Source organism: Nonomuraea sp. NPDC049750, assembly GCF_040659625.1.
Taxonomy (GTDB): Bacteria; Actinomycetota; Actinomycetes; order Streptosporangiales; family Streptosporangiaceae; genus Nonomuraea.
Genome location: NZ_JBFANB010000047.1, coordinates 39,498 through 66,102, shown reverse-complemented (window position 1 = coordinate 66,102; position 26,605 = coordinate 39,498). Strand labels below are relative to the sequence as shown.

Annotated in this window: 21 protein-coding genes and 1 pseudogene; 14 read left to right on the top strand and 8 right to left on the bottom strand. The window is 69.9% G+C overall.

Translation table 11 applies throughout. From position 1 onward, the window contains the following. The 3 genes and pseudogenes from AB0J16_RS55540 to AB0J16_RS55530 all read left to right on the top strand — a co-directional run. Positions 1-519, top strand: a pseudogene (locus tag AB0J16_RS55540) (HNH endonuclease); the annotation flags it as partial. Between the two features lie 87 nt (positions 520-606). Further along, positions 607-3,081 carry a DUF5682 family protein gene (locus AB0J16_RS55535; protein ID WP_358556187.1) on the top strand — a complete coding sequence of 825 codons (2,475 nt, stop codon included), beginning with the start codon at positions 607-609 and terminating at the stop codon, positions 3,079-3,081. A gap of 81 nt (positions 3,082-3,162) precedes the next feature. Continuing rightward, complete coding sequence (locus AB0J16_RS55530) at positions 3,163-4,332, top strand: VWA domain-containing protein (protein ID WP_358556185.1); 1,170 nt, start codon at positions 3,163-3,165, stop codon at positions 4,330-4,332. A 68-nt stretch (positions 4,333-4,400) separates the two neighbouring features. Here AB0J16_RS55530 and AB0J16_RS55525 read toward each other — a convergent pair whose 3' ends face one another. Further along, positions 4,401-5,846, bottom strand: coding sequence for an MFS transporter (locus AB0J16_RS55525; protein WP_358556183.1), 1,446 nt, complete (start codon positions 5,844-5,846; stop codon positions 4,401-4,403). A gap of 100 nt (positions 5,847-5,946) precedes the next feature. Between AB0J16_RS55525 and AB0J16_RS55520 the strand changes: the two genes are divergently transcribed. The 4 genes from AB0J16_RS55520 to AB0J16_RS55505 all read left to right on the top strand — a co-directional run bounded on the left by AB0J16_RS55520 (position 5,947) and on the right by AB0J16_RS55505 (position 10,679). Then, positions 5,947-6,669: a TetR/AcrR family transcriptional regulator gene (locus tag AB0J16_RS55520; protein ID WP_358556181.1), complete on the top strand. Its 723-nt coding sequence runs from the start codon at positions 5,947-5,949 to the stop codon at positions 6,667-6,669. Positions 6,670-6,781: 112 nt separating this feature from the next. Next, positions 6,782-8,155, top strand: coding sequence for an MFS transporter (locus AB0J16_RS55515; protein ID WP_358556179.1), 1,374 nt, complete (start codon positions 6,782-6,784; stop codon positions 8,153-8,155). A 21-nt stretch (positions 8,156-8,176) separates the two neighbouring features. After that, a complete protein-coding gene (locus AB0J16_RS55510; RefSeq protein WP_358556177.1) occupies positions 8,177-9,181 on the top strand; it encodes an enolase C-terminal domain-like protein in 1,005 nt (334 codons plus the stop codon). Between the two features lie 658 nt (positions 9,182-9,839). Beyond that, entirely contained in the window at positions 9,840-10,679 is an 840-nt protein-coding gene (locus AB0J16_RS55505; RefSeq protein WP_358556175.1) for a prephenate dehydratase, read from the top strand. Positions 10,680-10,852: 173 nt separating this feature from the next. Here AB0J16_RS55505 and AB0J16_RS55500 read toward each other — a convergent pair whose 3' ends face one another. Then, positions 10,853-13,927, bottom strand: coding sequence for a CARDB domain-containing protein (locus AB0J16_RS55500; protein WP_358556173.1), 3,075 nt, complete (start codon positions 13,925-13,927; stop codon positions 10,853-10,855). A 145-nt stretch (positions 13,928-14,072) separates the two neighbouring features. On the opposite strand from AB0J16_RS55500, the gene AB0J16_RS55495 reads away from it, so the two are divergent. Next, positions 14,073-14,324 carry an isochorismatase family protein gene (locus AB0J16_RS55495; RefSeq protein ID WP_358556170.1) on the top strand — a complete coding sequence of 84 codons (252 nt, stop codon included), beginning with the start codon at positions 14,073-14,075 and terminating at the stop codon, positions 14,322-14,324. Between the two features lie 83 nt (positions 14,325-14,407). Here the strand turns inward: AB0J16_RS55495 and AB0J16_RS55490 are convergent, their stop codons facing one another. From AB0J16_RS55490 to AB0J16_RS55475, 4 genes are all read right to left on the bottom strand, one after another. After that, positions 14,408-15,571, bottom strand: coding sequence for a hypothetical protein (locus AB0J16_RS55490; RefSeq protein ID WP_358556167.1), 1,164 nt, complete (start codon positions 15,569-15,571; stop codon positions 14,408-14,410). Next, positions 15,568-16,098 (bottom strand): SigE family RNA polymerase sigma factor, encoded by a 531-nt coding sequence (locus AB0J16_RS55485; protein ID WP_358556164.1) that lies wholly within the window; start codon positions 16,096-16,098, stop codon positions 15,568-15,570. Before AB0J16_RS55485 ends, AB0J16_RS55490 begins: the two co-directional genes overlap by 4 nt. Positions 16,099-16,182: 84 nt before the next feature. Then, positions 16,183-16,971, bottom strand: coding sequence for a hypothetical protein (locus AB0J16_RS55480; protein ID WP_358556161.1), 789 nt, complete (start codon positions 16,969-16,971; stop codon positions 16,183-16,185). A 163-nt stretch (positions 16,972-17,134) separates the two neighbouring features. Then, on the bottom strand, positions 17,135-18,271 hold the full coding sequence (locus tag AB0J16_RS55475; RefSeq protein ID WP_358556158.1) for an ROK family protein: 1,137 nt from the start codon (positions 18,269-18,271) through the stop codon (positions 17,135-17,137). Between the two features lie 107 nt (positions 18,272-18,378). On the opposite strand from AB0J16_RS55475, the gene AB0J16_RS55470 reads away from it, so the two are divergent. The 4 genes from AB0J16_RS55470 to AB0J16_RS55455 are packed head-to-tail and all read left to right on the top strand — an operon-like array spanning position 18,379 to position 21,734. Next, a complete protein-coding gene (locus AB0J16_RS55470) occupies positions 18,379-19,284 on the top strand; it encodes a glutamate ABC transporter substrate-binding protein (protein WP_358556155.1) in 906 nt (301 codons plus the stop codon). Continuing rightward, on the top strand, positions 19,284-19,928 hold the full coding sequence (locus AB0J16_RS55465) for an amino acid ABC transporter permease (RefSeq protein WP_358556152.1): 645 nt from the start codon (positions 19,284-19,286) through the stop codon (positions 19,926-19,928). The genes AB0J16_RS55470 and AB0J16_RS55465 overlap by 1 nt, the downstream gene beginning before the upstream one ends. 17 nt (positions 19,929-19,945) lie before the next feature. Beyond that, positions 19,946-20,785: an amino acid ABC transporter permease gene (locus tag AB0J16_RS55460; protein WP_358556150.1), complete on the top strand. Its 840-nt coding sequence runs from the start codon at positions 19,946-19,948 to the stop codon at positions 20,783-20,785. Continuing rightward, a complete protein-coding gene (locus AB0J16_RS55455; protein WP_358556147.1) occupies positions 20,778-21,734 on the top strand; it encodes an asparaginase in 957 nt (318 codons plus the stop codon). Before AB0J16_RS55460 ends, AB0J16_RS55455 begins: the two co-directional genes overlap by 8 nt. On the opposite strand, the gene AB0J16_RS55450 is transcribed toward AB0J16_RS55455, so the two are convergent. Then, entirely contained in the window at positions 21,709-23,136 is a 1,428-nt protein-coding gene (locus AB0J16_RS55450; protein WP_358556144.1) for an LCP family protein, read from the bottom strand. The genes AB0J16_RS55455 and AB0J16_RS55450 overlap by 26 nt on opposite strands. A 141-nt stretch (positions 23,137-23,277) precedes the next feature. Between AB0J16_RS55450 and AB0J16_RS55445 the strand changes: the two genes are divergently transcribed. Together AB0J16_RS55445 and AB0J16_RS55440 are read left to right on the top strand one after the other, a co-directional pair. After that, a complete protein-coding gene (locus AB0J16_RS55445; protein ID WP_358556141.1) occupies positions 23,278-24,144 on the top strand; it encodes an enoyl-CoA hydratase-related protein in 867 nt (288 codons plus the stop codon). Position 24,145: 1 nt separating this feature from the next. Then, on the top strand, positions 24,146-25,060 hold the full coding sequence (locus AB0J16_RS55440; protein ID WP_358556138.1) for an alpha/beta hydrolase: 915 nt from the start codon (positions 24,146-24,148) through the stop codon (positions 25,058-25,060). 39 nt (positions 25,061-25,099) lie between these two features. On the opposite strand, the gene AB0J16_RS55435 is transcribed toward AB0J16_RS55440, so the two are convergent. Next, positions 25,100-26,593, bottom strand: a complete 1,494-nt coding sequence (locus tag AB0J16_RS55435; RefSeq protein ID WP_358556135.1) for a prolyl oligopeptidase family serine peptidase — start codon at positions 26,591-26,593, stop codon at positions 25,100-25,102. Positions 26,594-26,605 lie beyond the last annotated feature (12 nt).

Below are 26,605 nucleotides of genomic sequence, written 5' to 3'. Positions count from 1 at the left end.
GCCCCGCTCCGAGACGCCGCGGCGGTCAACGCCACCCGCTGGGCGCTGTGGCGGGCGCTGACCGCGACGACTCTGCCCGTGGCCATCGGTTCGGGCGGGCGCACCAAGTGGAACCGCTCCCGTACGAACGCGCCGAAGTCCCACACCCTGGACGCCCTGCACGTCGGCGAACTCGAGCAGGTGACCGGATGGCCAGACCGCATCCTGGTCGTCAAGGCCACCGGACGCGGCACCTACGGCCGAACCCGCACCGACCGATACGGGTTCCCCCGCCTGCGACTTCCCCGCATCAAGCACGTCCACGGATTCGCCACCGGCGACCTCGTCCGCGCCACCCTCACCAAAGGCAAGCACACCGGAGTCCACACCGGACGCGTCGCCGTCCGCACCACAGGCTCCTTCAACATCACCACCGCGACCGGCACCCGCCAAGGCATCAACCACAAACACATCCGCCTGCTCCAAAGAGCCGACGGCTACGGCTACACCACGAGTCAGGAGACCACCATTGAACGGTGAACCTCAGGGCACGCTCAGGCCCCTGGGAGCCTTTCCGTCCCCGTTTCCTCTCCGGCGTGAACGCCGGGGTATCCACGGGTGGTTCTGATGGCCGTCTCGATCCTGGGTGTCCGGCACCACGGCCCCGGCTCGGCGCGCGCCGTGCGGGCGGAGCTCGAACGCCTCCGTCCCGACCTGATCCTCATTGAGGGACCGCCGGAGGCCGACGCGCTGGTCGCGCTCGCGCCCGAGCTCGAACCGCCGGTCGCGCTGCTCGCGCACGTGCCCGGCCAGGCGTCCAGCGCGGCCTTCTGGCCGTTCGCCGGGTTCTCGCCCGAATGGCAGGCCATCCTGTACGGCACGGCGGCCGGCATCCCGGTACGGTTCTGCGACCTCCCGGCCGCCCACAGCCTGGCCGATCCGCCCAGCGCCGAAACCCGCGACGCCGACCCTCCCGACGCTCACAGCCCCGACGCCATCGCTCCTGACACCCCCGGCGCCGTCACTCCCGGCACTTCCGAGGCCGACAGCCCCGACGCCCCTGACGCTGACAGCCCTGGCGCTCGGGCCGCCAACCCTGGGCCCGGCCCTGAAGCGGTCCCCAAGTCTGGGCCCGGCCCTGAAGTGGATCCCAAGCCTGGGCCCGGTTCCGACCCCGAGCGTCTGCGGGTCGATCCCATCGGCACCCTGGCCGCCGCAGCCGGTTACGACGATCCCGAGCGCTGGTGGGAGGACGTCGTCGAGCACCGGGGCGACACCCCGTTCGAGGTGATCGCCGAGGCCATGGCCGCCGTCCGTGAGGGCCACGAGCCCGACGAACGTGAGGCCCGGCGCGAGGCGTACATGCGCAAGACCCTCCGCACCGCCATCAGACAGGGCCACGACCGCATCGCGGTGATCTGCGGCGCCTGGCACGTCCCCGCCCTGACCGCCCCGCTGCCTCCGGCCAAGGCCGACGACGCTCTCCTGCGTGGCCTGCCCAAGGTGAAGGCGCAGCTGACGTGGGTGCCGTGGACGTATGGGCGGCTGGCCTCGTGGAGCGGCTACGGCGCGGGCATCTCCTCGCCCGGCTGGTACCACCACCTGTTCACCGCGCCCGACCGGCCCGTGGAGCGGTGGCTGGCCGGAGCGGCGGCGGTGCTCCGCGACGAAGGGCTCGCGGTGTCGTCCGCGCACGTCATCGAGTCCGTACGCCTCGCGCACAGCCTGGCCACCCTGCGCGGACGCCCGCTGGCCGGGCTCGGCGAAGTCACCGAGGCGGCCAGGGCGGTGCTGTGCGAGGGCGACGACCTGGCGGTGGAGCTGATCCAGCGGCGCCTGGTCGTCGGCGACCGGCTCGGCCATGTCTCCGACGGCACGCCCATGGTGCCGCTCCAGCGCGACCTGCGTGAGCAGCAGCGACGGCTCAAGCTGAAGCCCGAGGCGCTGGACCGCGAGTTCGGGCTCGACCTGCGCAAGCCGCTCGACCTCGACCGCAGCCACCTGCTGCGCCGGCTGCGGCTGCTCGACGTGGAGTGGGGGGTGCTCGGGCAGGCCAGGGGCAAGGGGACGTTCAGGGAGACGTGGACGCTGCAGTGGCGGCCGGAGTTCGACCTGGCGCTCGTCGAGGCGGCGGCCCTCGGCATCACGGTCGCCTTCGCCGCTGCCCAGCGGGCCCGCGACCTCGCCTCGGCAGCGTCGGTGACACTGGCCGACCTGAGCGGGCTGGTCGAACGCTGCCTGCTGGCCGACCTGCCGGAGGCGCTGCCCGAGGTCCTGGCCGCCCTCTCGGCCAAGGCCGCGCTCGACACCGACGTCACTCATCTGATGGGCGCGCTGCCCGCGATGGTTCGCGCCCACCGCTACGGCGACGTACGCGGCACCTCGGCCGAGGGCCTGGCGGTGATCGTCCGGTCGATGCTCGACCGCATCTGCGTCGGCCTGCCCGTCGCGGTCACCGGCCTCGACGACGAGGCGGCAGCCGCACTGCTCAGCGGCGTCGACGCCGTACACACTGCCGTCGCACTGATGCCAGAGGAGCCGACCGGCTCACCGCCGGAGGACCCCATCGAGCAGGAGCCGACGGCGCCGACATCCCGTCAGGCGGCGTCGCCGCGTAGTCGGTGGCTGGTCACGTTGCGTGGGATGAGTGACCGCCCCGACCTGCACGGGCTGATCGAGGGACGACTGACCAGGATCCTGCTCGACGCCGGCGAGCTCGACGACGCCGACGATCGGATGTCGCGGGCGATGTCCCGGGGCCACGCGCCCACCAGGGCCGCCTCCTGGATCGAGGGCTTCCTGGGCGGCGGCGGGCTGCTGCTGGTGCACGACCCGAGGCTGCTCGGCCTGGTCGACGCCTGGCTGACCGGGCTGGACGGCGAGCAGTTCGTCGACGTGCTGCCGCTGCTCCGCCGGACGTTCGGGAGCTTCGCCGCACCCGAACGCCGGGCGATCGGCGAGCGTGTCCGATCGGCGGAGCGGTCGGAGGGGCCGGGGCGGGCGGGGGAGCAGGCCGTGGACGAACAGCGGGCGGCGGCGGCCGAGCGAACCGTGCTGGCGATCTTGGGGAGAGCGCGGATCGGCGGGGGGGAGCATGGCTGAGCGTGCCGGTGATCCTGCAGGAGAGAACATGCCCGAGGGCACTGGCGATCTTGAGGAGAGCGCGAATCGGCGGGAGAGAGCATGACTGAGCGTATGGACGAGCGGCTGCGCAGGTGGCGGCTGGTGCTGGGCGGTGGCGACGCCGACGGCATCTGCGCGGGCCGCCAAGCAGGCGCGGGCGGCGGCGGGCTCGAGGGCGCCGACGCGGACATGGATCGGGCCCTGGCCGCCGTGTACGACCGCGACGGCGGCCTAGGCGCCTCGGCGCCCCGGGTGGCGCGGTGGCTGGGCGACATCAGAACCTATTTCCCCTCGACCGTCGTCCAGGTCATGCAGAAGGACGCGATCCAGCGGCTCAACCTCACCAGGCTGCTGCTCGAACCCGAGATGCTGGAGGCCGTAGAGCCCGACGTGCACCTGGTCGGCACGCTGCTGGCGCTCAACCGGGTCATGCCCGACCAGGCGCGCGAGTCGGCCCGCGCGGTGGTGCGCAGGGTCGTGCAGGAGCTCGAACGCAGGCTCGCCCAGAAGACCAGGGCCGCCGTCACCGGCGCGCTCGACCGCTCGGCCAGGACCCACCGGCCCAAGCGGGTGTCCGACATCGACTGGGACCGGACGATCAGGGCGAACCTCAAGAACTACCTGCCCGAGAAGAACACGGTCGTCCCCTCGCGGCTCGTCGGCTACGCGCGCAGGCAGCGGTCCGTGCAGCGCGAGGTGGTGCTCGCGATCGACCAGAGCGGGTCGATGGCGGCCTCGGTGGTCTACTCGAGCGTGTTCGGCGCGGTGCTGGCCTCGATGCGGTCGCTCAAGACGTCGCTGGTGGTGTTCGACACGGCGGTGGTGGACTTGACGGATCAGCTGCATGATCCGGTCGAGCTGCTGTTCGGCACCCAACTGGGCGGCGGTACGGACATCAACCGGGCCATCGCCTACAGCCAGGGTCTCATCACACGGCCCGCCAACTCGATCTTCATCCTCATCAGCGACCTCTACGAGGGCGGCGTGCGGCAGGAGATGCTGCGCAGGGTCGCCGCGATGACCCAGGCGGGCGTCCAGGTGATCGTGCTGCTGGCGCTGTCCGACGAGGGCGCGCCCTTCTACGACCACGAGAACGCCGCCGCGCTGGCCGCGATGGGGGTGCCGGCCTTCGCGTGTACGCCCGACGCGTTCCCGGACCTGATGGCCGCCGCGATCGAACGCCGCGACATCGCCCAGTGGGCCGAACGACATATCGGCATGGGTTCCTGAAACGTGGTGAAAGGGCCGCGACACCAGGTCGCGGCCCTTTAGAGCAGGTGGGTTTCAGAAGCAGGCGGTCAGTGCCCGGGTTGCTCCACACTGGACTTGCGCGGCAGCAGGTACGCCAGCAGGAAGGTCAGCACCAGCAGCCCGATCTCGACCCAGATGGTGACCTGCATCGCCGAGCCGAAGCTCCACTGGCTCTTGAGCAGGTTGAAGAAGAGCGTGCCGAGCAGGGCACTGCCGAGCGCGCCGCCGAGCTGCTGGGTCGCGGTCAGCGTGCCCGACGCCGAGCCGGACTCGTGCGGCTCGACGCCCGAGAGCACGATGTCGAAGAACGGCGCCATGGTCAGGCCCATCCCGATGCCCACGAAGGCCAGGCCGGGGGACAGCTGCCAGGGGCTGACGTCGGTGCCGACCAGGTGGATGGTCAGGCCCAGCACGCCCGCGCCCACGGCCATGACCGCGGTGCCGATCTGCAGCAGGCCGCGGCCGAGCTTCTCCTGCAGGCCCGACATGGCCAGGCCGAAGCCGATCACGCCGCCGATGGCCTGCGGCAGACCGGTGAGGCCGGCCTTGAGCGGGCTGTAGCCGAGCCCGACCTGGGTGTAGAGGGTGAAGACGAGGCTGAGGCCGATCATGCCGGAGAAGAAGGCCAGCCCGGCCACCAGCCCGCCGGTGAAGGCGCGCTTGCGGAACAGGCTCGGCGTGACCAGCGGGTCCTTTCCGGAAGCGGCACGGCGGCTCTCGTACCGGCCGAAGACGGCGAACAACACGATCGAGGCGGCCATCGACACGAACGTCCAGACGGGCCAGTCCAGCTCGCGACCCTGGATGAGCGGGAAGATCAGCAGGAACGCGGCGGCCGAGACCAGCAGCATGCCGACCAGGTCGAGCCGGGTGGCGTTGGAGAGCCTGAACTCCGGCAGGAACCGCATCCCGGCCAGCGCGGCGGCCAGCCCGAGTGGCAGGTTGATCAGGAAGATCATGCGCCAGCCGGTGCCGAACAGGTCGGCGTCGATCAGCCAACCGGCCAGGATCGGGCCGCCCACGGACGAGATCGTCATGACCGGGCCGAACATGCCGAACGCCTTGCCCATCTCCCGCGGCGGGAACATCTCCTTGATCAGGCCGAGCCCCTGCGGCAGCATCACGGCGCCGAACAGGCCCTGCACAACTCGGCCGGCGATCAGCATCTCCGGGTTCGCGGCGATCCCGCACAGTAATGAGGCGGCGGTGAAGCCCAGGGCGCCGATCACGAACATGCGCTTGCGGCCGTAGAGGTCGCCGAGCCGGCCACCGGTGATCAGGCCGACCGCCATGGCCAGCGTGTAACCGGCCACCAGCCACTGCACCAGGCTCGACGAGCCGCCCAGATCCTTCTGGATGGTCGGTGCGGCGATGGAGGTGACCAGCGCGTCCAGCAGGTCCATGACCTCGGCGGCCAGGATGACGAACAGCGCGACCCAGCGCCAGCGGTAGGGCTGGACCTCCGAGTCCGCCTGGGGGGCGGTGACGGTCATGAGGACTCCTTGGTAGAACACCGTTTTTTACTACGAACACTGTTCGCTACGAACACTGTTTTAGTGGCGAACAGCGTTCGTGTCAAGTACAGTGTTCGTCATGGGAAGCAGCGAGAACGTCCCGACCCCGCCGTGGCGCAAGGCGCGTAAGCCGGTTCAGCTCAGGCGGCAGCTGAGCCAGGATCTGATCGTCGAGACGGGATTGCGGATCCTTGACGCCGAGGGCCTCGACGGGCTGAGCATGCGCCGCGTCGCGCAGGAGCTCGACACCGGCCCCGCCTCGCTCTACGCGCACGTCGCCAACAAGGAGGAGCTCCTGGAGCTCATCTATGACCGGGTGCTCGGCGAGATCCACCTGGCCGAACCCGATCCGGCCCGCTGGAAGGAGCAGTTGCGCGAGTACGCGATCGAGTGCCACCGGGTCCTGGGCAGCCACGCCGACGTGGCCAGGGCCGCGCTGGCCAGCATCCCCCTCGGCCCGAACGCGCTGCGGATCGCCGAATACGTCTTCGGCCTGCTGATTGACGCGGGCATGGCGCCGCGTGACGCCTCGCTCGCCGTCGACCGGATCTCCCTCTACATCACCGGCGACGCCTTCGAGGGCTCGCTGCACTTCGGCAGGATGCGGGTCACGGGTCTCGGCCTGGAGGAATACTTCAAGTCGTTCGTCGGCCACATCGAGAGCCACTACCGCGCCCTGCCCGCCGAGCGGTTCCCGCACATCGCCGTGCACGTCGACGATCTGATCGCCGACGACGGGCGGGCGCGCTTCGAGTACGGCCTCGATCTGATGATCGACGGTCTCGCGGCCCGGATGCCTTAGGTTCGCAGGCCCTAAGGTGCCTTAGGCCCGCGGGCCCCGGATTCCCTAAGCCCAAGGGCCTAGGGCTGGCGCCCGATGTGCTGAGCAGGGGGTTCGGCATAGTTTGCCGGACATGACCGCAACTCTTGAAGCACCTCCCGTCAGTGTGGTGTCGGCGAAGTACCGGGCGCTCAGCGTGGGGCTGGTGGCGCTCGTCATGTTGGTGGCGTTCGAGGCGATGGCGGTGGCGACGGCGATGCCCGTCGTGGCGCGCGAGCTCGGCGGCATGCACCTGTACAACCTGGCCTTCAGCGCCACCCTCGCGGCCAGCGTGATCGCCACCGTGCTCGGCGGCAGGTGGAGCGACGTGAAGGGCCCGCTGCCGCCGGTAGCCACTGGCGTGGCGGGCTTCGTGGCGGGGCTGCTGGTGGCCGGGTTCGCGCCGAACATGGAGGTGTTCGTCGCCGGGCGGTTCATCCAGGGGCTCGGCGCGGGCCTGATCCAGGTGGCCCTCTATGTGCTGGTGGCGAGGGTCTATCCGGGTGAGATGCATCCCAGGGTGTTCGCGCTGTTCTCGGCCGCCTGGGTGGTGCCGTCCATGGTCGGCCCGGCCATCGCCGGGTTCGTGGTGGAGAACGCCGACTGGCGGTGGATCTTCCTCGGCGTCTCCCTGATCGTCGTGCCCAGCGCGCTGCTTCTGTGGCGCGGCACCGCCGGCGCGGGCCTGCGCGGCGGCGAGGCCGAGCCCGCCCCCGGCCTTGGGCGCAAGCTGGTCTGGGCCACGCTGACCGCCGTCGCCGCCGCGCTGATCCAGTACGGCAGCGCGCTCCAGCTCCGCGGCCTGCCCCTGCTCGCGGCCGGGATCGTCCTGCTGGCCGTGTCCCTGCCCAGGCTGCTGCCCCGCGGCTCGCTCCGGGCCGCCCGCGGGCTGCCGAGCGCCCCCGTGCTGCGCGGCCTGGCCTACGGCTCGCTGGTGGCGGCCCAGGTTCTCATCCCGCTCATGCTGATCAGCGAGCGTGGCCTGACGCCCACCGGCGCCGGCATCGTCCTGACCGTCGGCGCGCTCGGCTGGTCCACCGGATCCTGGATCAAGGGCCGCGGCGCCATCAGCCACCTGGCCGCGCTGCGCGGTGGCGCCATCATGGTCGCCACCGGCATCGCGCTGATGTCGCTCCTGCTGATCGACTCCGTGCCGATCGCCCTCGCGTACGTGGCCATGGCCATCTCCGGGCTCGGCATCGGCGCGCTGCACCCCACGGTGTCCGTACTGGTGCTGGAGATGTCCGCGCCCGGAGAGGCGGGCCAGAACACCGCGGCCCTCGGCGTCGGCGAGTCCGTGTTCACCGTCGTCGCCGTCGCGATCACCGGAGCCCTGTTCACCGCCACCGGCGAGACCTATCTGGTGGGCCTCGCCTTCACCTTCACCCTCGCCGTACTGGCCGCCGTCATCGCCCCGCGTTTTGCCCAGCACACGAAGGCAGGCACACTGGAAGGAGTCGTTTCTTAGCTTCGTCGCAGAGGGGGGTACATGCCGCGAGTGCGGGAGCTAGAGGTCTTCCGGCTGGTCCTGCCGTATGGCAGGCGGTCGGAGAGCCTGCTCGTCAAGCTCACCGACTACGCCGGCATGACCGGCTGGGGTGAGGCGCTGGATCCCCAGCCCAAGACCTGGGCCCGGCTGGAGGAGTCGCTGGCCGCCCAGCTCATCGGCGTCGACTGGGAGCACCCCGACGCCGTCCTGAGCGGTGACCCGGCCGTCGACATGGCCTGCTGGGACCTGTGGACCAGGATGCGGGGCGTGCCGCTCGCCGAGGCGATCGGCGGCACCCGCACCTCCCTGGTGGCCACCGTCCGGCTCGAACCCGACCCATCACTCGAAAGCCTGGTCTCACGGGTCAACCAGCAGGTCTGCGCGGGCTACGGCCACGTGACGCTGGACGTGCGGCCCGGCTGGGACGTCGAGCCGGTGCGGGCCGTACGCCTGGCCTATCCGGCTCTGACGCTGGCCGTCGACGGCGGCTGCGCCTACTCCGAGGGCGGGCAGCTCGCGGCGCTGGACTCGTACGGCATCGAGGTCATCGAACGGCCCTTCCCCGTCGGCGACGTCTACGCGCACGCCTCGCTGCAGGACGAGGTGGCGGCGTCGGTGGCGGTCGAGGTGCGCTCGTCGGCGGAGCTCGACGACTACCTGACCCTGCGGGCCGCGCGGGTGCTGATCCTGCGGCCCACCGCCTTCCCGTCGCTCAGCGAGGCCCGCCGGGCGCACGACCGGGCCGCCGCGGCCGGCTGGGACATCCAGTGCGCGGGCGGTCAGGGCGCCGGACTGGCCCGGGCGGCCACGGTGGCGCTGGCCAGCCTGCCGGGATGCACGCTGCCGTGCGACGTGACGCAGCCGCCGCGCAACAACCAGATCGTGACGCCGATCGTGGGGGCCAACGGCGGGGTGGTGGCGGTGCCGCTGACGCAGGCGGGGCTGGGGCACGTCATCGACGAGCCCCGGGTACGCCGGATGGCCAAGGACTCGTTTCTCGCGTGACGACTACGCGATCTAACCCCCCTACCTTTATCCCGAAATTTCGCGATAAAGGGGCTTGATGCGGGGGATGTACCGGCGTTAACCAGGTGCTACCTGCCTGATCGTCGGAGCGATGGCTTGGCGGCCTCGGCTCAGATGGAGACACCCACGCCTGCCTCTGGACGATCATCAGCGACTGCGTCGCGTCCTCGACCCGGCGTCTGAGGCGGCCGGCTGGCCTACATCCGGGGCTGGACGAGGATGACCTGCGCGCGCTGATCATCAGGGAGATGAATCTCGTCCCGTCGGCGTCCTGGCAGGTCCGTTGGCTCCTCCGTCTCAATTTCCTTGACCTCGATCGGGAGGCGGAGGGCAAACCGCTGCCACAAAGGGAATGGCTGCGTGTGCACGCCCACCGGATCCGCAGTGACCTCTGGTCGGCGACAGCCGAACTGGTGGGACGCGACGTTCTGGCCCGCGCCACGCGGAGCGTCGGGGCGGTGTTTCCCGGATGGTGTCCTCGCGTCAGTGGGTCTCTGACCGCCTGGGCCTTTCGCATTCAACCAGCTCAGCGCCACAACGAGAATCACGATTCTTCTCGCCGCCAACGACTGTTCCACCAGTATCGACCCCCGGGGAGGCCATGCAGCCGAGCCCGGCTGCATGGGACACTGCTGGGGTGACCGCACGACGTATCGCCTACCAGGGGGAGCCCGGCTCGAACTCCCACTTGGTGTGCAAGCAGCACTACCCCGACTGGCATACGGTGCCGTGCGCGTCCTTCGAGGATGTGTTCGCGGTGGTGGAGAACGGCGAGGCCGAGCTGGCGATGATCCCGATCGACAACTCGATCGCCGGCCGGGTCGCCGACATCCACCACTTCCTGCCGACCTCGGGCCTGCACATCATCGGCGAGCACTTCCTGCGCATCCAGTTCAACCTGATGGCGCCGCCGGGTGCGACCCTGGACACGATCAAGGCCGTGCACAGCCACGTGCATGCCCTCGGCCAGTGCCGCCGGATCATCCGCGAACACGACCTGGTGCCGATGATCGCCGGTGACACCGCCGGCGCCGCGCGCGAGGTGGCCGAGGCGGACGACCCGACCCAGGCGGCGATCGCGCCGCCACTCGCGGCGGAGATCTACGGCCTGCACATCCTCGCCCGCGACGTCGAGGACGAGGAGCACAACACCACCCGGTTCGTGGTGCTCAGCCCCGACTTCGTGCAAGCACCGCGCGGCGAGGGCCCGGTGGTCACCTCGTTCGTCTTCAACGTCCGCAACCTGCCGGCCGCGCTCTACAAGGCGCTCGGCGGGTTCGCGACCAACGGCATCAACATGACCAAGCTGGAGAGCTACATGGTCGGCGGCCACTTCGCGGCCACCCAGTTCCTCGCCGAGGTCGACGGGCACCCCGAGGATCCCGGCCTGAAGAACGCGCTGGAGGAGTTGGCGTTCTTCACCACGGACGTGAAGATCCTCGGGGTCTACCCGGCCGACCAGTTCCGCACCGACTGAGTCTCGAGACGGGCGCCAAGGCGCCACTGTTGGGTCACGGTACTTGCCACCAGGCGAGTACCACCAGATACCACACTCGCGTTGATCGCCAGGGCACTCTGGAGGCTGTTGCGGCCTTGGACGGCCAGCCAGCCGGCATGGCCCGGCCTCGCAGGCCGGGCCATGCCGGTGGATCAGTAGCGTTCGGCGATGCCGGAGTTGATCTCGACAAGCGCCAGCGTGGTGTCGGTGAAGGCGACCACGTTGCTCAGCGGTGGCAGCGGCAGTGTGGCTTGCGCGTGGCGGGCGGCGTCGCCCACGGTCCGCAGGCCCAGCCGCTCGATGGTCACGGTGTAGACGGCCGTCGCGGCGTTGATCCGGCGGTCGGCCAGGTTGAGGTAGGTGGCCAGGAGTTCGGCCTTGAGGGTTCCGGGCTGTAGCAGCGGCAGCCGGAAGGTGTCGTTGACCTCCTGCTGGGTCAGTCGGCCGTCGGCCGGGGAGGTGTCGAAGCGGGTGTCGGTGGCCTGCACCCTGGCCAGCAGTTCGGCCGTGCGCGTCGCCGGGAGGCTCGCCCAGATGGTGGAGATCTGCGGGTTACGGCTGGGTGCCGCCTCGGTGACCGTGGAGGTACTGGAGGCCGAGACCGGGTCGTAGGCGCAGCCGTTGGCGTTGCCGTAGGTGACCTTGGCCTGGCCGGTCAGCCGGGTGCCGCCCTCGGTGAGCAGGCTGGAGCGGGTGGTGAACTCCACGCTCTTGGCGGCGCCGGCGTCCGCCGTGCCCAGGTTCCAGGTCAGGATCCGGCCGTTGACGTTCGTCGGGCGCGGCCCGGTGCCCTGGTCGAGCGCGGTGCTGTAGTAGACGCCCTCGGGGAGCGTGTACTGCAGGGTGACGCCGGTGGCGGTGGCGCTGCCGGTGTTGGCGGCGGTGAGCTTGGTGGTCACCGCCTCGGCCGCGTTCGCCGTCGGGGTGGCGGTGGCCGTCAACGTCAGCTTCGGGGCCTTGATCCGGGTGGTCGCGGAGTCGCTGTTGTTGGCGGTGTCGGTCTCGGGCTCCTCGGCCAGGTTCTTTGCCGTGACGGTGGCCCGGTTGGTGAGGTCGGTCGCGTCGGCCGTGGTGCAGGGCACCAGGTAGGTGAAGGTCTCAGTGTGGGAGGCCTGCGCAGCCAGTTCCGGCAGCGCCCGGTTCACCGCGGTGCCGTCGGGCAGGGTGTCGGTGAGGCTTACCGCGGCGGCGCGGCCCTTGCCGATGTTGCTGGTCTTCACCTGGTAGGTGAGCGTGTCGCCGGGTAGCGCGGTCGCCTTGTCGACGGTTTTGGCGACCGTGACGTCGGGCTCGTAGAAGTTACGCCGCGCCAGCTCCGAGCTGACCACCTGCCGGAACGAGATCTCCGGCCCCGAACCGGTGATGGCCGCGCCCTTGAACTTCAGGCTGGCCCAGTCATCGTGCCCGGTCAGGACCGTCTCCCGCCCGCTGTCGCCGCCACTGGGCGTGGACTGGCAGGTGTTGTCCCCGCCCGCCAGGATGTCGTCGCCTGTCCGGACGTCGTTCGGGTTGACGGTGCTGTTGAGGCCGTTCGTGCCGCCCAGCACGCAGACGTCGTCGTCGGCGTTGATGTCCACGGCCAGGGGCGGTGTCGCCGGGTCGATGATGGGCTGGCCGGCGGTGTCGAAGTTCGCGTTCCAGTTCAGCGGCCCTCGTCCCGGCCCGAACCTCTCGTTGCGCATCGGGTCCAGCCAGCGGGTGAGGTCGGTGCCGTCCTGGATGCCCATCGACTCGTTGAGCGCGGTCCTGTCCAGGTCGGGCAGGTCCTCGCGCGAGTAGTCGAGGCGGCGGGCGGCGTCGCGGCCGGGGGCGATCGGGATGCCGCCCGGGTCGAAGGAGTAGTTCATGACGCTGAGGTAGTTGGGCTTGTGATTGGTGCGGATGCTGCCGCCGTGGGCGAGTCCGAGGGCGTGGCCCAGCTCGTGCATGATCGTGCCCGACTGGTCACGGACCGTGCCGACCCGGGCGTTGTCCCGGCCGGTGCCCGGAGGCAGGACCTGCTCGTCGTCGGGGCGGGGGACGAGGGTCGTGTCGACTTTGCTCTCGCAGTCGCCATTGGTGCCGACGTCGATCTCGTTGGTGCCGAGCAGCACGTCGTCGCCGCCGAGCTTGGTGTCGATGACGCCGTTCGTCCCGGGCGCGACGCACAGGGTGCGCCAGGAGCCGAGCGTGATCAGGAAGTCCTTGTCGTCGTCGCAGCAGACCCCGGACACGCCGGCCGCGTTGGGCTGGTCGTGAGCGGCAATCGCGTAGTGGGCGTAGGGACGCAGCAGCGGGCTGAGATTGGCTGTCCGGAACCTGCGGAAGTCGTTGTCGAGCCCGATTGTGGCCTGTTCGGCGATCGCGTTGCCCTCGATGTAGATGAAGTCCACGCCGACCGGGGTGGGCACCCCCGCGTACCGGCAGGGCCGCACGGGATCGACCGGCGCGTTCGCGAACGCGTTCCTGACCTCGGCGATCGCGGCGGATTTGGGTTTGTGGTTCTCGGCGGGCGAGGTCATGTAGTCGATGGTCACGATGACGCTCTTGCGGCAGGGGTTGATGCCCATCGCCGCCAGGTCGTAGCGCATCGTGCCGTCCGCCTCCCTGATGCCGAACCGCTCGACGACGTCGTAGATGCCGTCCCCGTCGGTGTCGGGAAGGGTGGCGGGATCCACCTTGATGTCGATGCCGATCGTGGCCGCGACGCCGTCGTTGACCTCGGGGAAGTTCGGGTCACCGTCACCGGTGATCCGGCCCTGGCTCGGCGTGATCCCGTCGGCGACGCCGCGCCAGGAGCGTGTGCCGAGGTCGAAGTCCAGGTTCAGCTCGTCGTCCTGGTTGCCGGGGCTGATGTCCATGAGATCGTCGCCGAAGTTGGTGCCGTCGTCGTAGTCCCACAGCCTGATGAGCACCGGCACGGTGAACTTGTCATCGGGTACGGAGATCGTCCTGGTGAAGATCCAGGGGTCGGGGAAGGTGCTGGGGTCGAAGATGTCGTCCTGCACGTACGGCTTGCGCAGGACGGGATCGCCCGGTCCGTCGCCGATGCGGATCTCGGGGAAGTAGTCGCCGTCCCCGCCGTCGTCGTCCGGGTTCTCGTGCTGCTGGACGTGGTTGATGGTCAGCGTGATGGTGACGTCCGTGGCGGCACTGGCCACCGAGACGATCGCCGTGTTGAGCGCGATGAGACAGAGCACGACCAGCGGGATGACAACCAATCGGCTGAAATGTGGTGGATGACGCATGCGCCCAACGATGAGGACCTTGCGGCGGTACAGCATGAGTAGTGGCTACTCAACCGTGCAGGCGGTCAAGAACCGCGGACTCACGGCAGACTAGGCAGGAGCAGAACAGCCTCTCGCCTGGCCGAGCGCATCCGTCGACGAAGTGTTGACAGCGGGCCTCGAGGTACTGCTCCGCGGCCTGGAGATCAAGCGGCTGCTCGTCGCCGGCATCCTGACCAACGTCTGTGTGGAGACCACGGTGCGCTCCGCCGACCAGCGCGGCTTCGACCCGTACGTGGCCAGCGACTGCACGACCGCCTACGGAGAGACGCGTGATGCGGCGCTGGCCGCGATGGACGTTGTGTTCGCCACGGTCGGCAAGTGGCATGAGTTGTTCGACCCGCTGAGCGAGGAGTAGCTCTTTACGGACGATTGCCGCCTGCGCCCGCCTGCCGCTGTACATGCTGGTGGACCTGGGGTTCACCGGCTGCGGGGAGTCGGTCAGAAGCCGGGGATCGACATGTCGCCTGCCCATGCACGATAGGTGTACCTGGCGAGTTCGCGGACCCGGCCGGTGGTGAGGTCGATGCCGTACGTGATGTCTCCCAGGGTGGGCACGTCTTCCGGCGCTTTGCCCCACGCCCCGCGCGCCCGGTCGGCGACGACCACTTCTGTGGTGCTGAGCCAGCCGCCGATTCGCATGGCAGAAAAGTCCTTCGGCGTGTCGCGCAACTCGACCTTGCCCGAGATCTCTCCCGACGGCAGGTAGATGGTGTGAAGGGTGATGTTCAGCCCTCCCGGGCCGCTATGGGCCGTGCCCGCGTCCAGGTAGGCCAGCGTCCGCCCGTCCGGGGACAGTTCGCTGACGTTGACTACCTTGGCATCGGTAGTGAGGGTCTTGACCTTGCCGTCGGCCAGTAAGCCGAGCTGGCGATCCTTCGTCACGACCACCGGGGTGCCGCCGTTGGGCACCCGCTGGATCTGCCAGCCTTGCGGAACTTCCGTCACCTTCCCGGTCTCCACGTCGAGGACCGAGTTCGACCCGCCTGGGCCGTTCATGCCGAGGAAGCGTCCGTCTGGTGAGATCTGCAGCACTCCGCCCGCCTTGACCATGGCCGCTCTGGTGATGGTCTGCGGCGAGAGCCAGATTTGGCCGCTGTCCAGGTCGCGGACCGCGAACCGCTGGTCCTTCTCGCTGTAGTAGGCGATCCGCCGCCCATCGGAGCTGATCTCCAGCGGGGCGGATGTGTTCATGTAGTTCTTGGCGCTCTGCTCGCTGTAGACGCTCACGGCCTCCGGCACCCTGAAACTCTGGCCGGTGCGGGTCACCAGCCGCCACTGGGCGCACGTTCTGTCGCCAAGGGCGGAGGTATTGCGTCCCGGCTCCCATTGCCGCCCGCAGAAGTCGTGGTAGGCGCGACTCGCCGGGGCCACGCCGGAAGCGGGCAGGACGTCCGTCACCTTGGTGCTGATGGTGCCGCCGCCCGGCGAGCCGCCCATCAGGACGGCGCCGGTCAGGGTCAGGGCGAGCAGTGCCGCCGCCGCGCTCGCCAGGGTGACCGTCCTCTGGCGCCGGGTGCCGCGCAGCACCTTTTCGGCCATGTCGGCCGGGCCGTCCGATGCCTGGTCGGCGATCAGCCGGAGCTCGTCGCTGAATCTCGTCATCGGACCGCCTCCTGAGGCTCGACGTCGTGGAGCAGGTAGGCCAGCTCGGGGGCCAGGACGCGCAACCGGCCGAGGGCGTGGCTGGTCTGGCTCTTGACCGTGCCCGCCGAGCAGCCGAGCAGGTCGGCGGTCTCCTCGACGCTGCGATCCTCGTAGAACCGCAGGACCAGGACGGCGCGCTGCCGCCGCGTCAGCCGCATGAGAGCTTCGTGGAGCGCGAGACGGTGCAGGCTCTCGTCGCTCGGATCGCGCCCCGGCCCGGCTTCCAGCGGGTCGGAGCGCGGAGTCTCCACGCGGCCACGAGTGCGCCGATACCAGGAGACGTGCTCGTTGTACAACGCCCTGCGCACGTATGCCTCGGGATTGGCATCGGCGGCCAGCTTGCGCCAGTGCCTGGCCGTCCGCATCAGCACGGTCTGTAATAAGTCCTCGGCCTGCGGGCTGTTGCCGGTGAGCAGGTACGCGGTGCGCATCAGCGCGGGCTGGCGCAGGCGTACGAACTCCCGAAAGCCCTCATATGGGTCCATGAAACTCCCTTCACCCGGTATCAAACGCGGGTGAAGCCGTTCGCGTTGGAACCCTGCCCAGGCCAGTGCGCGAGGAGTAGCGCGTCAGCAGCGGCGGGTCCAGTGCTTGCGGGCCCACACATTGCGGCACTTTCTTGACGGCGTACCGAGATAACCGTCGTCGGTCTTGGTGCAGACGCCGTTCACCGTTTCTGTGCACTCATTGGTGGCGACGCACTCATTGTTGATGGTCGTGGTGCAGTATTCCTCCTCGTCACCGTCCTCCTCATCGGGCTCGGGCTCCGGGGCGTCCGGATCCTCGTAACCGATCGCTGCCTTGGCGGCGTCGCCGCCTTTGCTACGAGCTTTGTACGCCTCCGCGTACGGCTCACGGAAAGAACCGTCGTCGGCTTTCTTGCCCATCGCCGGAACGGTGCCGTCGATGCGAATGTAATACCAGCCGTATCCCTTCTCGCCGTCGTCGCACCTGATGTTCGCGAACCGGATCCGAGTCGCCTTTCGCACGCAGACCTTCACGCGGTCGTCGACGTCGGCGATCATCGCGTCCGAGCCGCTGCCGCCCTTGGCGGGAGCTCGGTACGAGTCGCCTCGTGGCTGTTTGAACGAGCCATGCTTGGCTTTGGAGCCGGTGGCGGGCACCCGGGCCTCCAGCGAGAAGAAATACCAGGCGGTGCCGGGCCGCGCGTCGTCGCACGGTCGATAGTTGATCCGCAGGCGCGTCTTCTTGTTGACGCAGATCTCGAAGAAGCCCGCGTCGTCGTCATCACTTTCTTCTGACGTCGAATTCTGCGGGACCGGTTGTTCGGCGACCGGATTAGTGGTTTCGGTTTCGGCCGGTGGCGAAGTGGTGGTGCATCCGGCGATCAGGAGCACGGAGGTGAAGAGGAAAACGAGTCGTAACGGGATGGGTGACAAAGGACCTCACATGGTGCGACGTCTGGGACCCCGATTTATCAGAGGTACGTTAGCGTAAAAGCGCCCGCCACCGTGGTGACGGGCGTTTCGGGTGTGTCGCATCGCGAGCGAGAATGGCCGCCTAAACCAGCGCCGCCTCCAATAGGAGCGCTCCGGCGCCCAGGAGGGCGGCGTCCCGGCCGGCCCGCGCCGGGGCGATCTCCAGGTCGCGGGTCGCCAACGGCAGGCAGCGCTCGTACACCGCCGCCCTGATGGAGGTGATCAGCGGTTCGGCCGCCGACAGACTGCCGCCCACCGCGATCACGTCCGGGTTGAAGAAGTTGACCAGCACGGTGAGGACCTCGCCGATCCGCCGCCCCGCGCCCCGGACCAGGCTGGTGGCCTCGGGGATCGCGTCGTCCACCAGGCTCACGATGTCCGCGGGACGGGCCACGGTGATCCCGGCGTCCGCGAGGGCCGACATGAGGGCGGCCCCGCTGGCGTACGCCTCCAGGCAGTCGGGGTGGCCGCAGGCGCACAGGACGGACGAGTCGGAACGTACCCGAACGTGGCTGATGTCGCCCGCCGCACCGCGCCCCCGGTGCAGGTGGCCGTTGACGATCACGCCGCAGCCGATGCCGGTCCCGGCCTTGAGGACCATGAGGTTGTCGCAGCCGGGCCAGTGCCTGGCCTCGCCGGCGGCCATCAGGTTGGCGTCGTTCTCGACGAGGATCGGCAGGTCGTAGCGCAGACCCAGATGCTCGGCGACGGGGAAGCCGTTCCAGCCGGGCATCCGCGAAGGCGTGACCACCCGGCTGGTGGCCGGGTCCACCGGGCCGGGGATGCCGGTCCCCACCCCGCGCAGCGGCACGTCATCCGGCACATGTACGGCCAGCAGCTCGTCGAAGGCGTCCGACAGGAGGTCCAGCGTGGCCTCCGGACCCCGGGCGATCTCGCAGGGCCGCTCCTCGATCACCAGCGGGGCGCCGCTGAGGTCGAGCAGCCCGAGCCGCGCGTGGTGCGCGCCGAGGTCGGCGACCGCCAGCACCCCCGCCGACGGCGACAGGCGCAGCCGCCTGGGTCGCCGCCCACCCCGTGAGGCGCCCGAGCCCTCCTCGCCGAGCAGGCCCAGCGAGATCAGCTCCTCGACCCGGAGCGAGACGCTGGAGGCGGCCAGCCCGGATAAGCGGGCGAGGTCGGCCCGCGACTCGGCCCGGCCGGTGGCCACGAGACGCAGCAGGTCCCCCTGTGCCCCGCTCACGGGCAGCCGCTGGTTCATGCTGAGAGGAATATCATGTCCTGACTTCCTGCGACAACGTATTGACTTCGTACGAAATCTGCCACTACGTTCCGCTTCATCTTCGATTTCGAAGGAAGTGGATGGTCATGAAGAGACTTGTCGCTGTCGTCGCCGTTTCCCTGTTAGGCCTGGCGGCCTGCGGCGAGACGAGCAGCCCCGCCGTGCCCGGAGGAGAGACCAAGAAGGACGACGTCCTCGCGCAGGCGCCGGTCGCGGCCGCCGCGGACATCCTGCCCGGCTCCACCATGGAGAAGATCAAGCAGCGCGGCGAGCTGATCGTCGGCGGCTCGCTGGACGCGCCGTTGCTCTCCCAGCAGAACCCGGCCACCGGCCAGGTCGAGGGCTTCGACGCCGATCTGGGCAAGGCGCTGGCCAAGTACATCATCGGCCAGCCCAAGGTGAAGATCGTCAACTCGGCCTCGGAGACCCGTGAGGCGCTGCTCGCCAACGGCACCGTGGACGTCGTCTTCCAGACGTACACGATCACGCCGGAACGGGCGAAGCAGGTGGCGTTCGCCGGGCCGTACTACACCTCCGGCCTGACCATCGCGGTGAAGAAGGGCGCGACGGGCATCGCCAAGCCCGAGGACCTGAACGGCAAGAAGGTCCTCGCCGGCGCCAACACGCCCGCCATCCCCGCGATCAAGAAGTTCGCGCCCCAGGCGGAGATCATCACGTTCGGCAGCGACCCGGAGTGCCTCCAGGCGCTCAAGCAGGACCGGGGCGTCGCCTACGTCCAGGACGAGACGCTGCTGATCGCCGACGCCAAGAAGGACCCGTCGATCCAGATCGTCACCAAGCCCTTCACCGTCGACCCGTACGGCATCGGGCTCAAGCACGGTGACGACCAGTTCAAGACGTTCACCAACGCCTGGCTGAAGAAGATGCAGGACGCCGGGGCCTGGCAGAAGATCTGGAAGAACTCCATCGGCACGGTCGTCGTGGGCGACGCTCCGCAGCCGCCCCAGATCGGGTCCGTGCCGGGGTCCTGATGTCCGTCCTCTTCGACCACCTGCCCGAGCTGTGGCAGGGGCTGCTCGTGACGTTCCAGCTGACCGCCGCGTCGTTCCTCGGCGCGGCGGTACTGGGCGTGCTGGTCACCGCCCTGCGGGTGAGCCCGGTACGGGTGCTGCGCGCCCTCGGCACCGCCTACGTGGAGACCTTCCAGAACCTGCCGCTGCTGGTGCTGCTCGTCCTGGCGTTCTTCGGCCTGCCGGAGATCGGGATCAAGGCCGACCTGCTGGTAACGGCCATCGCGGTGATCTCCGTATATGAGGCCGCCTACATCGGCGAGGCGCTGCGGTCCGGCGTGAACTCGGTGGCCAAGGGGCAGGGCGAGGCGGCCCGCGCGATCGGGCTGACGTTCGCCCAGTCGCTGCGGCACGTCATCCTGCCGCAGGCGCTGCGTACGGTGGTGCAGCCGATCGGCAACATCTTCATCGCGCTCACCATGAACACGGCGCTCGCGGCGGCCGTCGGCGTCGTCGACCTGACCGCGGCGGCCAACCGGGTGAACCTCCTTGAGGCCCAGCCCATCCCGATCTTCGTCGGCGCGGGCGCGGCGTACGCGCTGATCGCCGCGTGCGCGGGCTTCGTCACCGGCCGACTCGAACGACGGCTGGCGATCCTCCGATGAGCGCTGGGAGCAAGGCCATGAGCACCGCTCTGTTCGACGAGCCGGGCCCCCGGGCGCGGCGGCGCATCCGGATCGCGACCGTCGTCGGCGTACTCGCCGCCCTCGCGCTGCTCGTGCTGGCCGTCCGGCAGTTCGCCGCCAACGGGCAGCTCGACGCCGCGCGCTGGCAGCCGTACGCCACCTGGCCCATGTGGCGCTATCTCCTGACCGGGCTGTGGACCACCGCGCTGGCCGCGGTCGTCTCGGCCGCGCTGGCGATGGCGCTCGGGCTGGTGCTGGCCCTGGGCCGGCTCTCGCGCCACCGTTTCCTGCGCGTCCCCGCCGCCGTCTATGTCGAGGTGGTCAGGACCATCCCGACGCTGCTACTGGTGTACGTGGTGCTGTTCGCGCTGCCGAAGTACGGGCTGGACCTGCCGCTGTTCTGGAAGCTCGTGGTGCCGCTGTCGGTGTCGAACGCGGCGGCGTTCGCCGAGATCTTCCGCGCCGGGATCCGCTCCATCGAGCGCGGCCAGGGCGAGGCGGGCCTGGCGGTCGGCCTCACCCACGGCCAGACCATGCGCCTGATCGTGCTGCCGCAGGCCGCCCGCCGGGTGCTGCCGTCGATCGTCAGCCAGTCGGTCGGGCTGCTCAAGGACACCGCGCTCGGATTCGTCGTCAGCTACGCCGAACTGCTCTACAGCGGCAAGGTCCTGGCCGCCTACAACGGCTACCTCATCCAGACCTACCTCGTCGTCGCGCTGGTCTACCTGGTGGTCAACGCGTCGCTGTCCAAACTGGCCCGTACGCTGGAGGCCCGCCGGCGCGCGGCCCCCGCCATCCCCAGAACCAGAATCAGAAGGAGATTCGCTCGTGCCTGAACTCGCCCTCCTCGCCGAGGTCGTGCGCTCCGGATTCGTCGAGAGCCTCCACTACGGCAGCGCCGTCGGCCTCGACCCGTCGGGCCGGGCCGTGGTCGAGCTCGGCCGGGTCGAGGCGCCGGTGCTGCCCCGCTCGTCGGCCAAGCCGTTCCAGGCGCTGGCCTGCCTGGTCGCGGGCGCCGCGCTGAGCGGGCCGCGCCTGGCGATCGCGGCGGGCAGCCACACGGGCGAGGACTTCCACGTACGGCTGGTCGGCGAGCTGCTGGCCGACTACGGGCTGGACTTCGGGGCGCTCGGCTGCCCGGCGACCTGGCCCGAGGACCAGGCCACCATGCACGCGCTGATCAGGCAGGACCAGGGCGTCTCCCGCGAGCGGATGAACTGCTCGGGCAAGCACGCCGCGATGCTGGCCGCCGCCGTGGCCAACGGCTGGGACGTGGACTCCTACCTGGCCGCCGAGCACCCGGTGCAGCTCCGGGTGCGCTCGGTCACCGAGGACCTGGCGGGGGAGAAGGCCGCCCACGTTGCCGTGGACGGCTGCGGGGCGCCCCTGTTCGGGCTGTCGCTGACCGGCCTGGCGCGGGCCGTACAGGGGCTCGTGCTGGCCGCGCCCGGCAGCGCGCCGCGCCAGGTGGCCGACGCGATGCGCGAGCACCCCGAGTACGTCGGCGGGACCGGCCACCAGAACACCGAGCTCATGCGCGCCCTGCCCGGCGCCCTGGCCAAGGGCGGCGCGGAAGGCGTGCTGGTCGTGGCGATGGAGTCCGGGCACTCGGTCGCGGTGAAGGTCATCGACGGCAGCCCGCGCGCCACCACGGTCATCGCCCTGTCCGTGCTCCGCGAGATGGGCTGCGAGGTGTCCTCGGCCGCCGCGTTCGAGAGCGTGGCCGTGCTCGGCGGCGGCGCGCCGGTCGGCCGGATCGTCACAGCGAGCCGCACCCCTCGGTAAGGGTCTTGGTGGGGCCGCTCTCCTTCTGCTTCTTGGACGAGGGCGATCTGGTGGACTTCGGCGCCGAAGAAGACTCCGGGGAAGCCGTGGCCGCGGTAGGCCGGTCGCCCGCCGAATCGCGGATGGCCTTCTCGGTGATGGAGCGGATCTTCGCCCAGTCCGGGGAGACGGTGCTGATCAGCGGCGGCACGAACTGGATGCTCGTCACCCTGGCGTTCTTGACCTGCAGCGCCAGCGGCACCAGGTGCTTGAGCATCGGCCGGGGGATGTCGGTCCTGATCAGCTCCTTGGTGGCCCCGGCGATCCGGTTGAACCTGGTCAGCACGGTCGCCGGGTCGGCCTGGTCGAGCAACGCGCCGATCACGCACCGCTGACGGCGCATCCGGGTGAAGTCATCGCTGAAGGTACGTGAGCGGGCGTACCACATCGCGTCGGCGCCCTTCAGCTTGCGCGTGCCCGCCTTGACCAGGCCCTCGTTGTAGCGGCCGAACACCACGTCCTGCTCGACCGTGAGCGTGACCCCGCCGATCGCGTCGATCAGCCGGGCGAACCCCCACATGTTGACCAGGGCGTACCAGTCGACCTTGAGCCCGAGGGTGTAGCCGATCGTGTCCATCAGCACCTTGGGGCCCTGGTGCTGCTTGCCGCCGAAGATCTCGGGGTGCGCGTCGGCGTACTCCCAGACGCTGTTGAGCAGGTCGCTGCGGCCGCCGCCCGGGTCGGGCGGCAGGCGGAACCCGTTGGGGAAGTGCTGGGCCATCGGCGTGCCCGGACGGAACCGCACGTTCTCCAGGTTGCGTGGCAGGCTGACCAGCACGGTGTTGCCGCTCTTCACGTCGACGGTGGCCACGTTCATGCTGTCGGTGCGTACGCCGATCCGGTTGTCGTCGGCGTCGCCGCCGATGAGCAGGATGTTCACCCTCGTACGGCCCGCCCACGGGTCCTCGGGGCGGGTCGTCGTCCCTTCGGCCTGCGGCTCGGGGGTGCCGTCGTTCACGAAGATGTCGTTGATCGCGTTCCGGGACGTCCAGACATAGCTCGAGACCATCCCGAACGGCAGCACGACCAGCACGGCGAGCAGCCCCGCGAACGTGCCCGCCAGGACCTGCCCGGCCTGCGGCAGACTGCCGGGCCGCAGCACGACGAACGAGTGGACGATCAGCGCGAACCACGCCACCCCGAGCACGACGGCGCCGGCGGTGATGCCCGTCAGCCAGCTGTCCTGGGTCAGATCGCCCAGCAGGTTGTCGGTGCTCAGCCTGACGGCGAGAAGCGCGAGCAGCCCCGCCGCGTAACAGCCGAGCAGGATCAGACCCGTCTTGCGCCATCCGGCCCGCAGATGCGCCGCCCCGGGCGCGAGCGCGGCCAGCACCAGCCAGCCGAGAACCGCCGCGGCGCTCACCGGTTTCCTTGCCTGCTTCACGCCATCCCCGTTTCCCCGCGAACCTCACCGTAGGCCGAATCGAGGCGGCAGCCTACGGACAGAATGCGAAATATGTCTTTAGGGGAGAGTGAACATTAGTAACCGAATAAGATTCGGCCTATGTCCTTCTCCCAGATCGACTACGGCGTGACCAGCCGGGTCGCCACGATCACATTGAAGCGCCCCGAGAGGCTGAACGCCTTCACCTTTGCCATGCGCGGAGAGTTGATAAAGGCGTTCGACCTCGCGGACGCCGATGACGACGTACGCGCCGTGGTGGTCACCGGCGCGGGCCGGGCGTTTTGCGCGGGGGCCGATCTGGTTGGTGGCGGCGACACCTTCGGCCACCGCGAGTCCGGCGAAGGCGAACTCGTCGACGGCGCGCCGCGCGACGGCGGCGGCACGGTCGCGCTGCGCATCGCCCGGTCGCTCAAGCCGGTCATCGGCGCCATCAACGGCCCCGCCGTCGGCGTGGGCGTCACGATGACGCTGCCGATGGACGTCCGGCTGGCCGCCGACACCGCGAAATTCGGCTTCGTCTTCGCCCGCCGAGGGATCGTCACCGAGGCCGCGTCGAGCTGGTTCCTGCCCAGGCTCGTCGGCATCGCGCAGGCCATGGAGTGGGTGGCCACCGGGCGTGTCTTCCCCGCCTCAGAGGCGCTGGAGGGCCGGCTGGTGTCCCGCGTACTGCCCGCCGAGGAGCTTTTGCCCGCCGCCTACGCGCTGGCCCGGGAGATCGCCGACAACACCTCCGCCGTGTCGGTCGCCGCGATCCGCAGGCTGATGTGGTCAGGGCTGTCGGCCTCGTCGCCCTGGGAGGCGCACGCGGCCGACTCCCGGCTGATGGCCGAGCTCGGGTCCGCGCCGGACACCGTGGAGGGGGTGACGGCGTTCCTGGAGAAGCGGCCGGCCGAGTTCCCGATGAAGATCAGTGAGGACCTGCCGGGCGGTGTGCCGTCATGGCCGGTAAATCCTTATCGTGTCTAGCATGTACGACACCACCGTTCTGTCCATGCCGCCCGACTTCGAAGGCGACGTCGTAGCGACGCTGATCTCCCGCCGAGCCGGTTCCCGCAGGGCGGTGCTCTACCTTCACGGGTTCACCGACTACTTCTTCCAGGACCACCTCGCCGACCACTACCTCGGCCGCGGCATCGACTTCTACGCCCTCGACCTGCGCAAGTACGGCAGGTCGTTACTGCCGCACCAGACCAGGGGCCTGGTCAGGAGCGTCACGGAGTACTTCCCGGAGATCGACGAGGCCGTACGCGTCATCAGGCGCGACCACGACGAGCTGACGATCAACGCGCACTCGACCGGCGGCCTGGTCGCGCCGCTGTGGGCCGACCGCGTCCGCGGCCAGGGCCTGGTGCAGGGGCTCGTGCTCAACAGCCCGTTCTTCGACCTGAACGTGCCCGCTCCGCTCCGCCTGGCCGCCGACCTGCTCAAGACGCCGCTGTCGTACTCCAGCCGGGCGCTGCCGCTGGGCGTCAGCTTCGCGTACGGCCAGAGCCTGCACCGCACCGAACAGGGCGAATGGGACTACGACCTGGAGCTCAAGCCGCTCGGCGGCTTCTCCGTGCACGCCACCTGGCTGGCCGCCATCCGCCGGGCGCAGCGGCGGCTGCACGCCGGGCTGGCCGTGGACGTGCCGGTCCTCGTGCTCGCCTCGACCACGGGCCTGCGGGTACGCGACTTCGTCCCCGAAGCCCGCTCGGCCGACACCGTACTCGATCCCCGGCACATCGCCCGCTGGGCCACCTGCGTGGGCCCGCACGTCACCTGCGTACGCATCCCCGACGGCATGCACGACCTGGTGCTGTCGGCCGAGCCGGTGCGCAAGCAGGTGTTCGCCGAGATCGACCGGTGGCTGAACGCCTTCGTCTACCAGACCGGAGGCTGAGCACGTTCGTTTACCAGGTCGGTGGCTGAGCGCCTTCGTCTACCAGGGGAACGCGAACAACCCGTAGTAGGCCGCCGCCACCAGCAGCAGCCCCGTGCCGCCGAGCACGCCCGCGATCGCCACGTGCTGCCAGCGGCTCGGCCGCATGCCCTCCCGCAGCCCCGCCACGACCGCCGCCACCGCCGTGACCTCCTGCACCAGCATCAGTACGGCCAGCACCCGCACCACCAGCCAGCCGGCCAGCACGGCCGGCCAGGCCCCGGCCTGGTTCACCGAGAACAGCACCAGCACCGTGATGAACGCCAGCACCGAGACCAGCAGCCCCAGCCCCGTCCACGCCATCCGGCGCAGCCGCCGCCTGATCGGCGGCCAGAGCCTGGCGTTGGTGTCGGCCGGGGTCTGCCGGCGGCCGCGCAGGCGTACCACCATGGCCGCCACGGGGCCCGCCACGTAGCCGACGGCGGCCAGGCAGATCGTCAGCCCCAGCATCGTGCCGCCCGCGTACCACGGAGCGGCGGGGACGTCGCTGGCCTCGAAGCGCTGCACCGGCGTCGTGCCCGCCACGTGCAGCTGGGGCCGCGCCGTGCCGGGCAGGCCGAGGATCCAGTTCGCCAGCGTCTCCAGGTAGCCGTGCGCGAACGGCCCGCCGTTGATCCGCATGGCGTGGTCGGCCTTGTCCATGAAGCGGATCGTGTACTGGTCGTTGCCCGCCGCCTTGAGCGCGGTGATCAAGGACTGGGAGGACTCCACGAACGGGATGGACGGGTCCATCGTCCCGTAGAACGCCAGCACCGGCTGCCTGATCTGGCGCAGCGCGGGCATCGCGTCGTAACGGAGGAAGTTGAAGCCCACCCCGCCCATCGCCCTGGTGAGCAGGTCGCGCACGCCTATCGGCGCGCGCAGGCGCAGCAACTGCTCGTTCAGCGCCCAGGCCACCTGCCGGAGCGGCGACACGTTCGGCGAGGACACCAGCACCGCGAACCCCACGTCGCGGCTCTTGGCCGCCGCGATGGGCACCACCCAGCCGCCCTCGCTGACCCCCCACAGCCCGGTGCGGTCGGGGTCCACGTCGGGACGCGTGCGCATGTACTCGACCATGCGCAGCGCGTCGTCCGCGAGCAGCCCGAAGTCGCGGTCGCGGAAGTTGTAGCCGACCGTCCGCTTGTCGAAGGCCAGCGTCACCACGCCCGCCTTGGCAAGGAACTCCGCCTGCGGCGTGAACTCCGTCCGCGAACCGTTGCCCGACCCCGACACGAACACCATCGCCGGATGCCGTCCCGGCGTCGTGGGGGCGCGGACCGTTCCGAACAGTGTCTGACCCTCAGCCGGGAGCGAGATCTCCTCGCGGTGCACGGGAGTCACCGCGACCACGGGCCGCAGCTCGTTCGCGGGCTGGGGCGGGAGCGCCTGCATCGTGTGATCGGCCTGGAGTGGCGGAGGGTTGAACGCGGGTGGCAGAACGTAGCCGACCGCGGCCAGGGCCACCAGCACCAAACCTGCGGCGACGCTCACGGTGCCACGGCCAGTGCGCATCGGCCTCCCCAT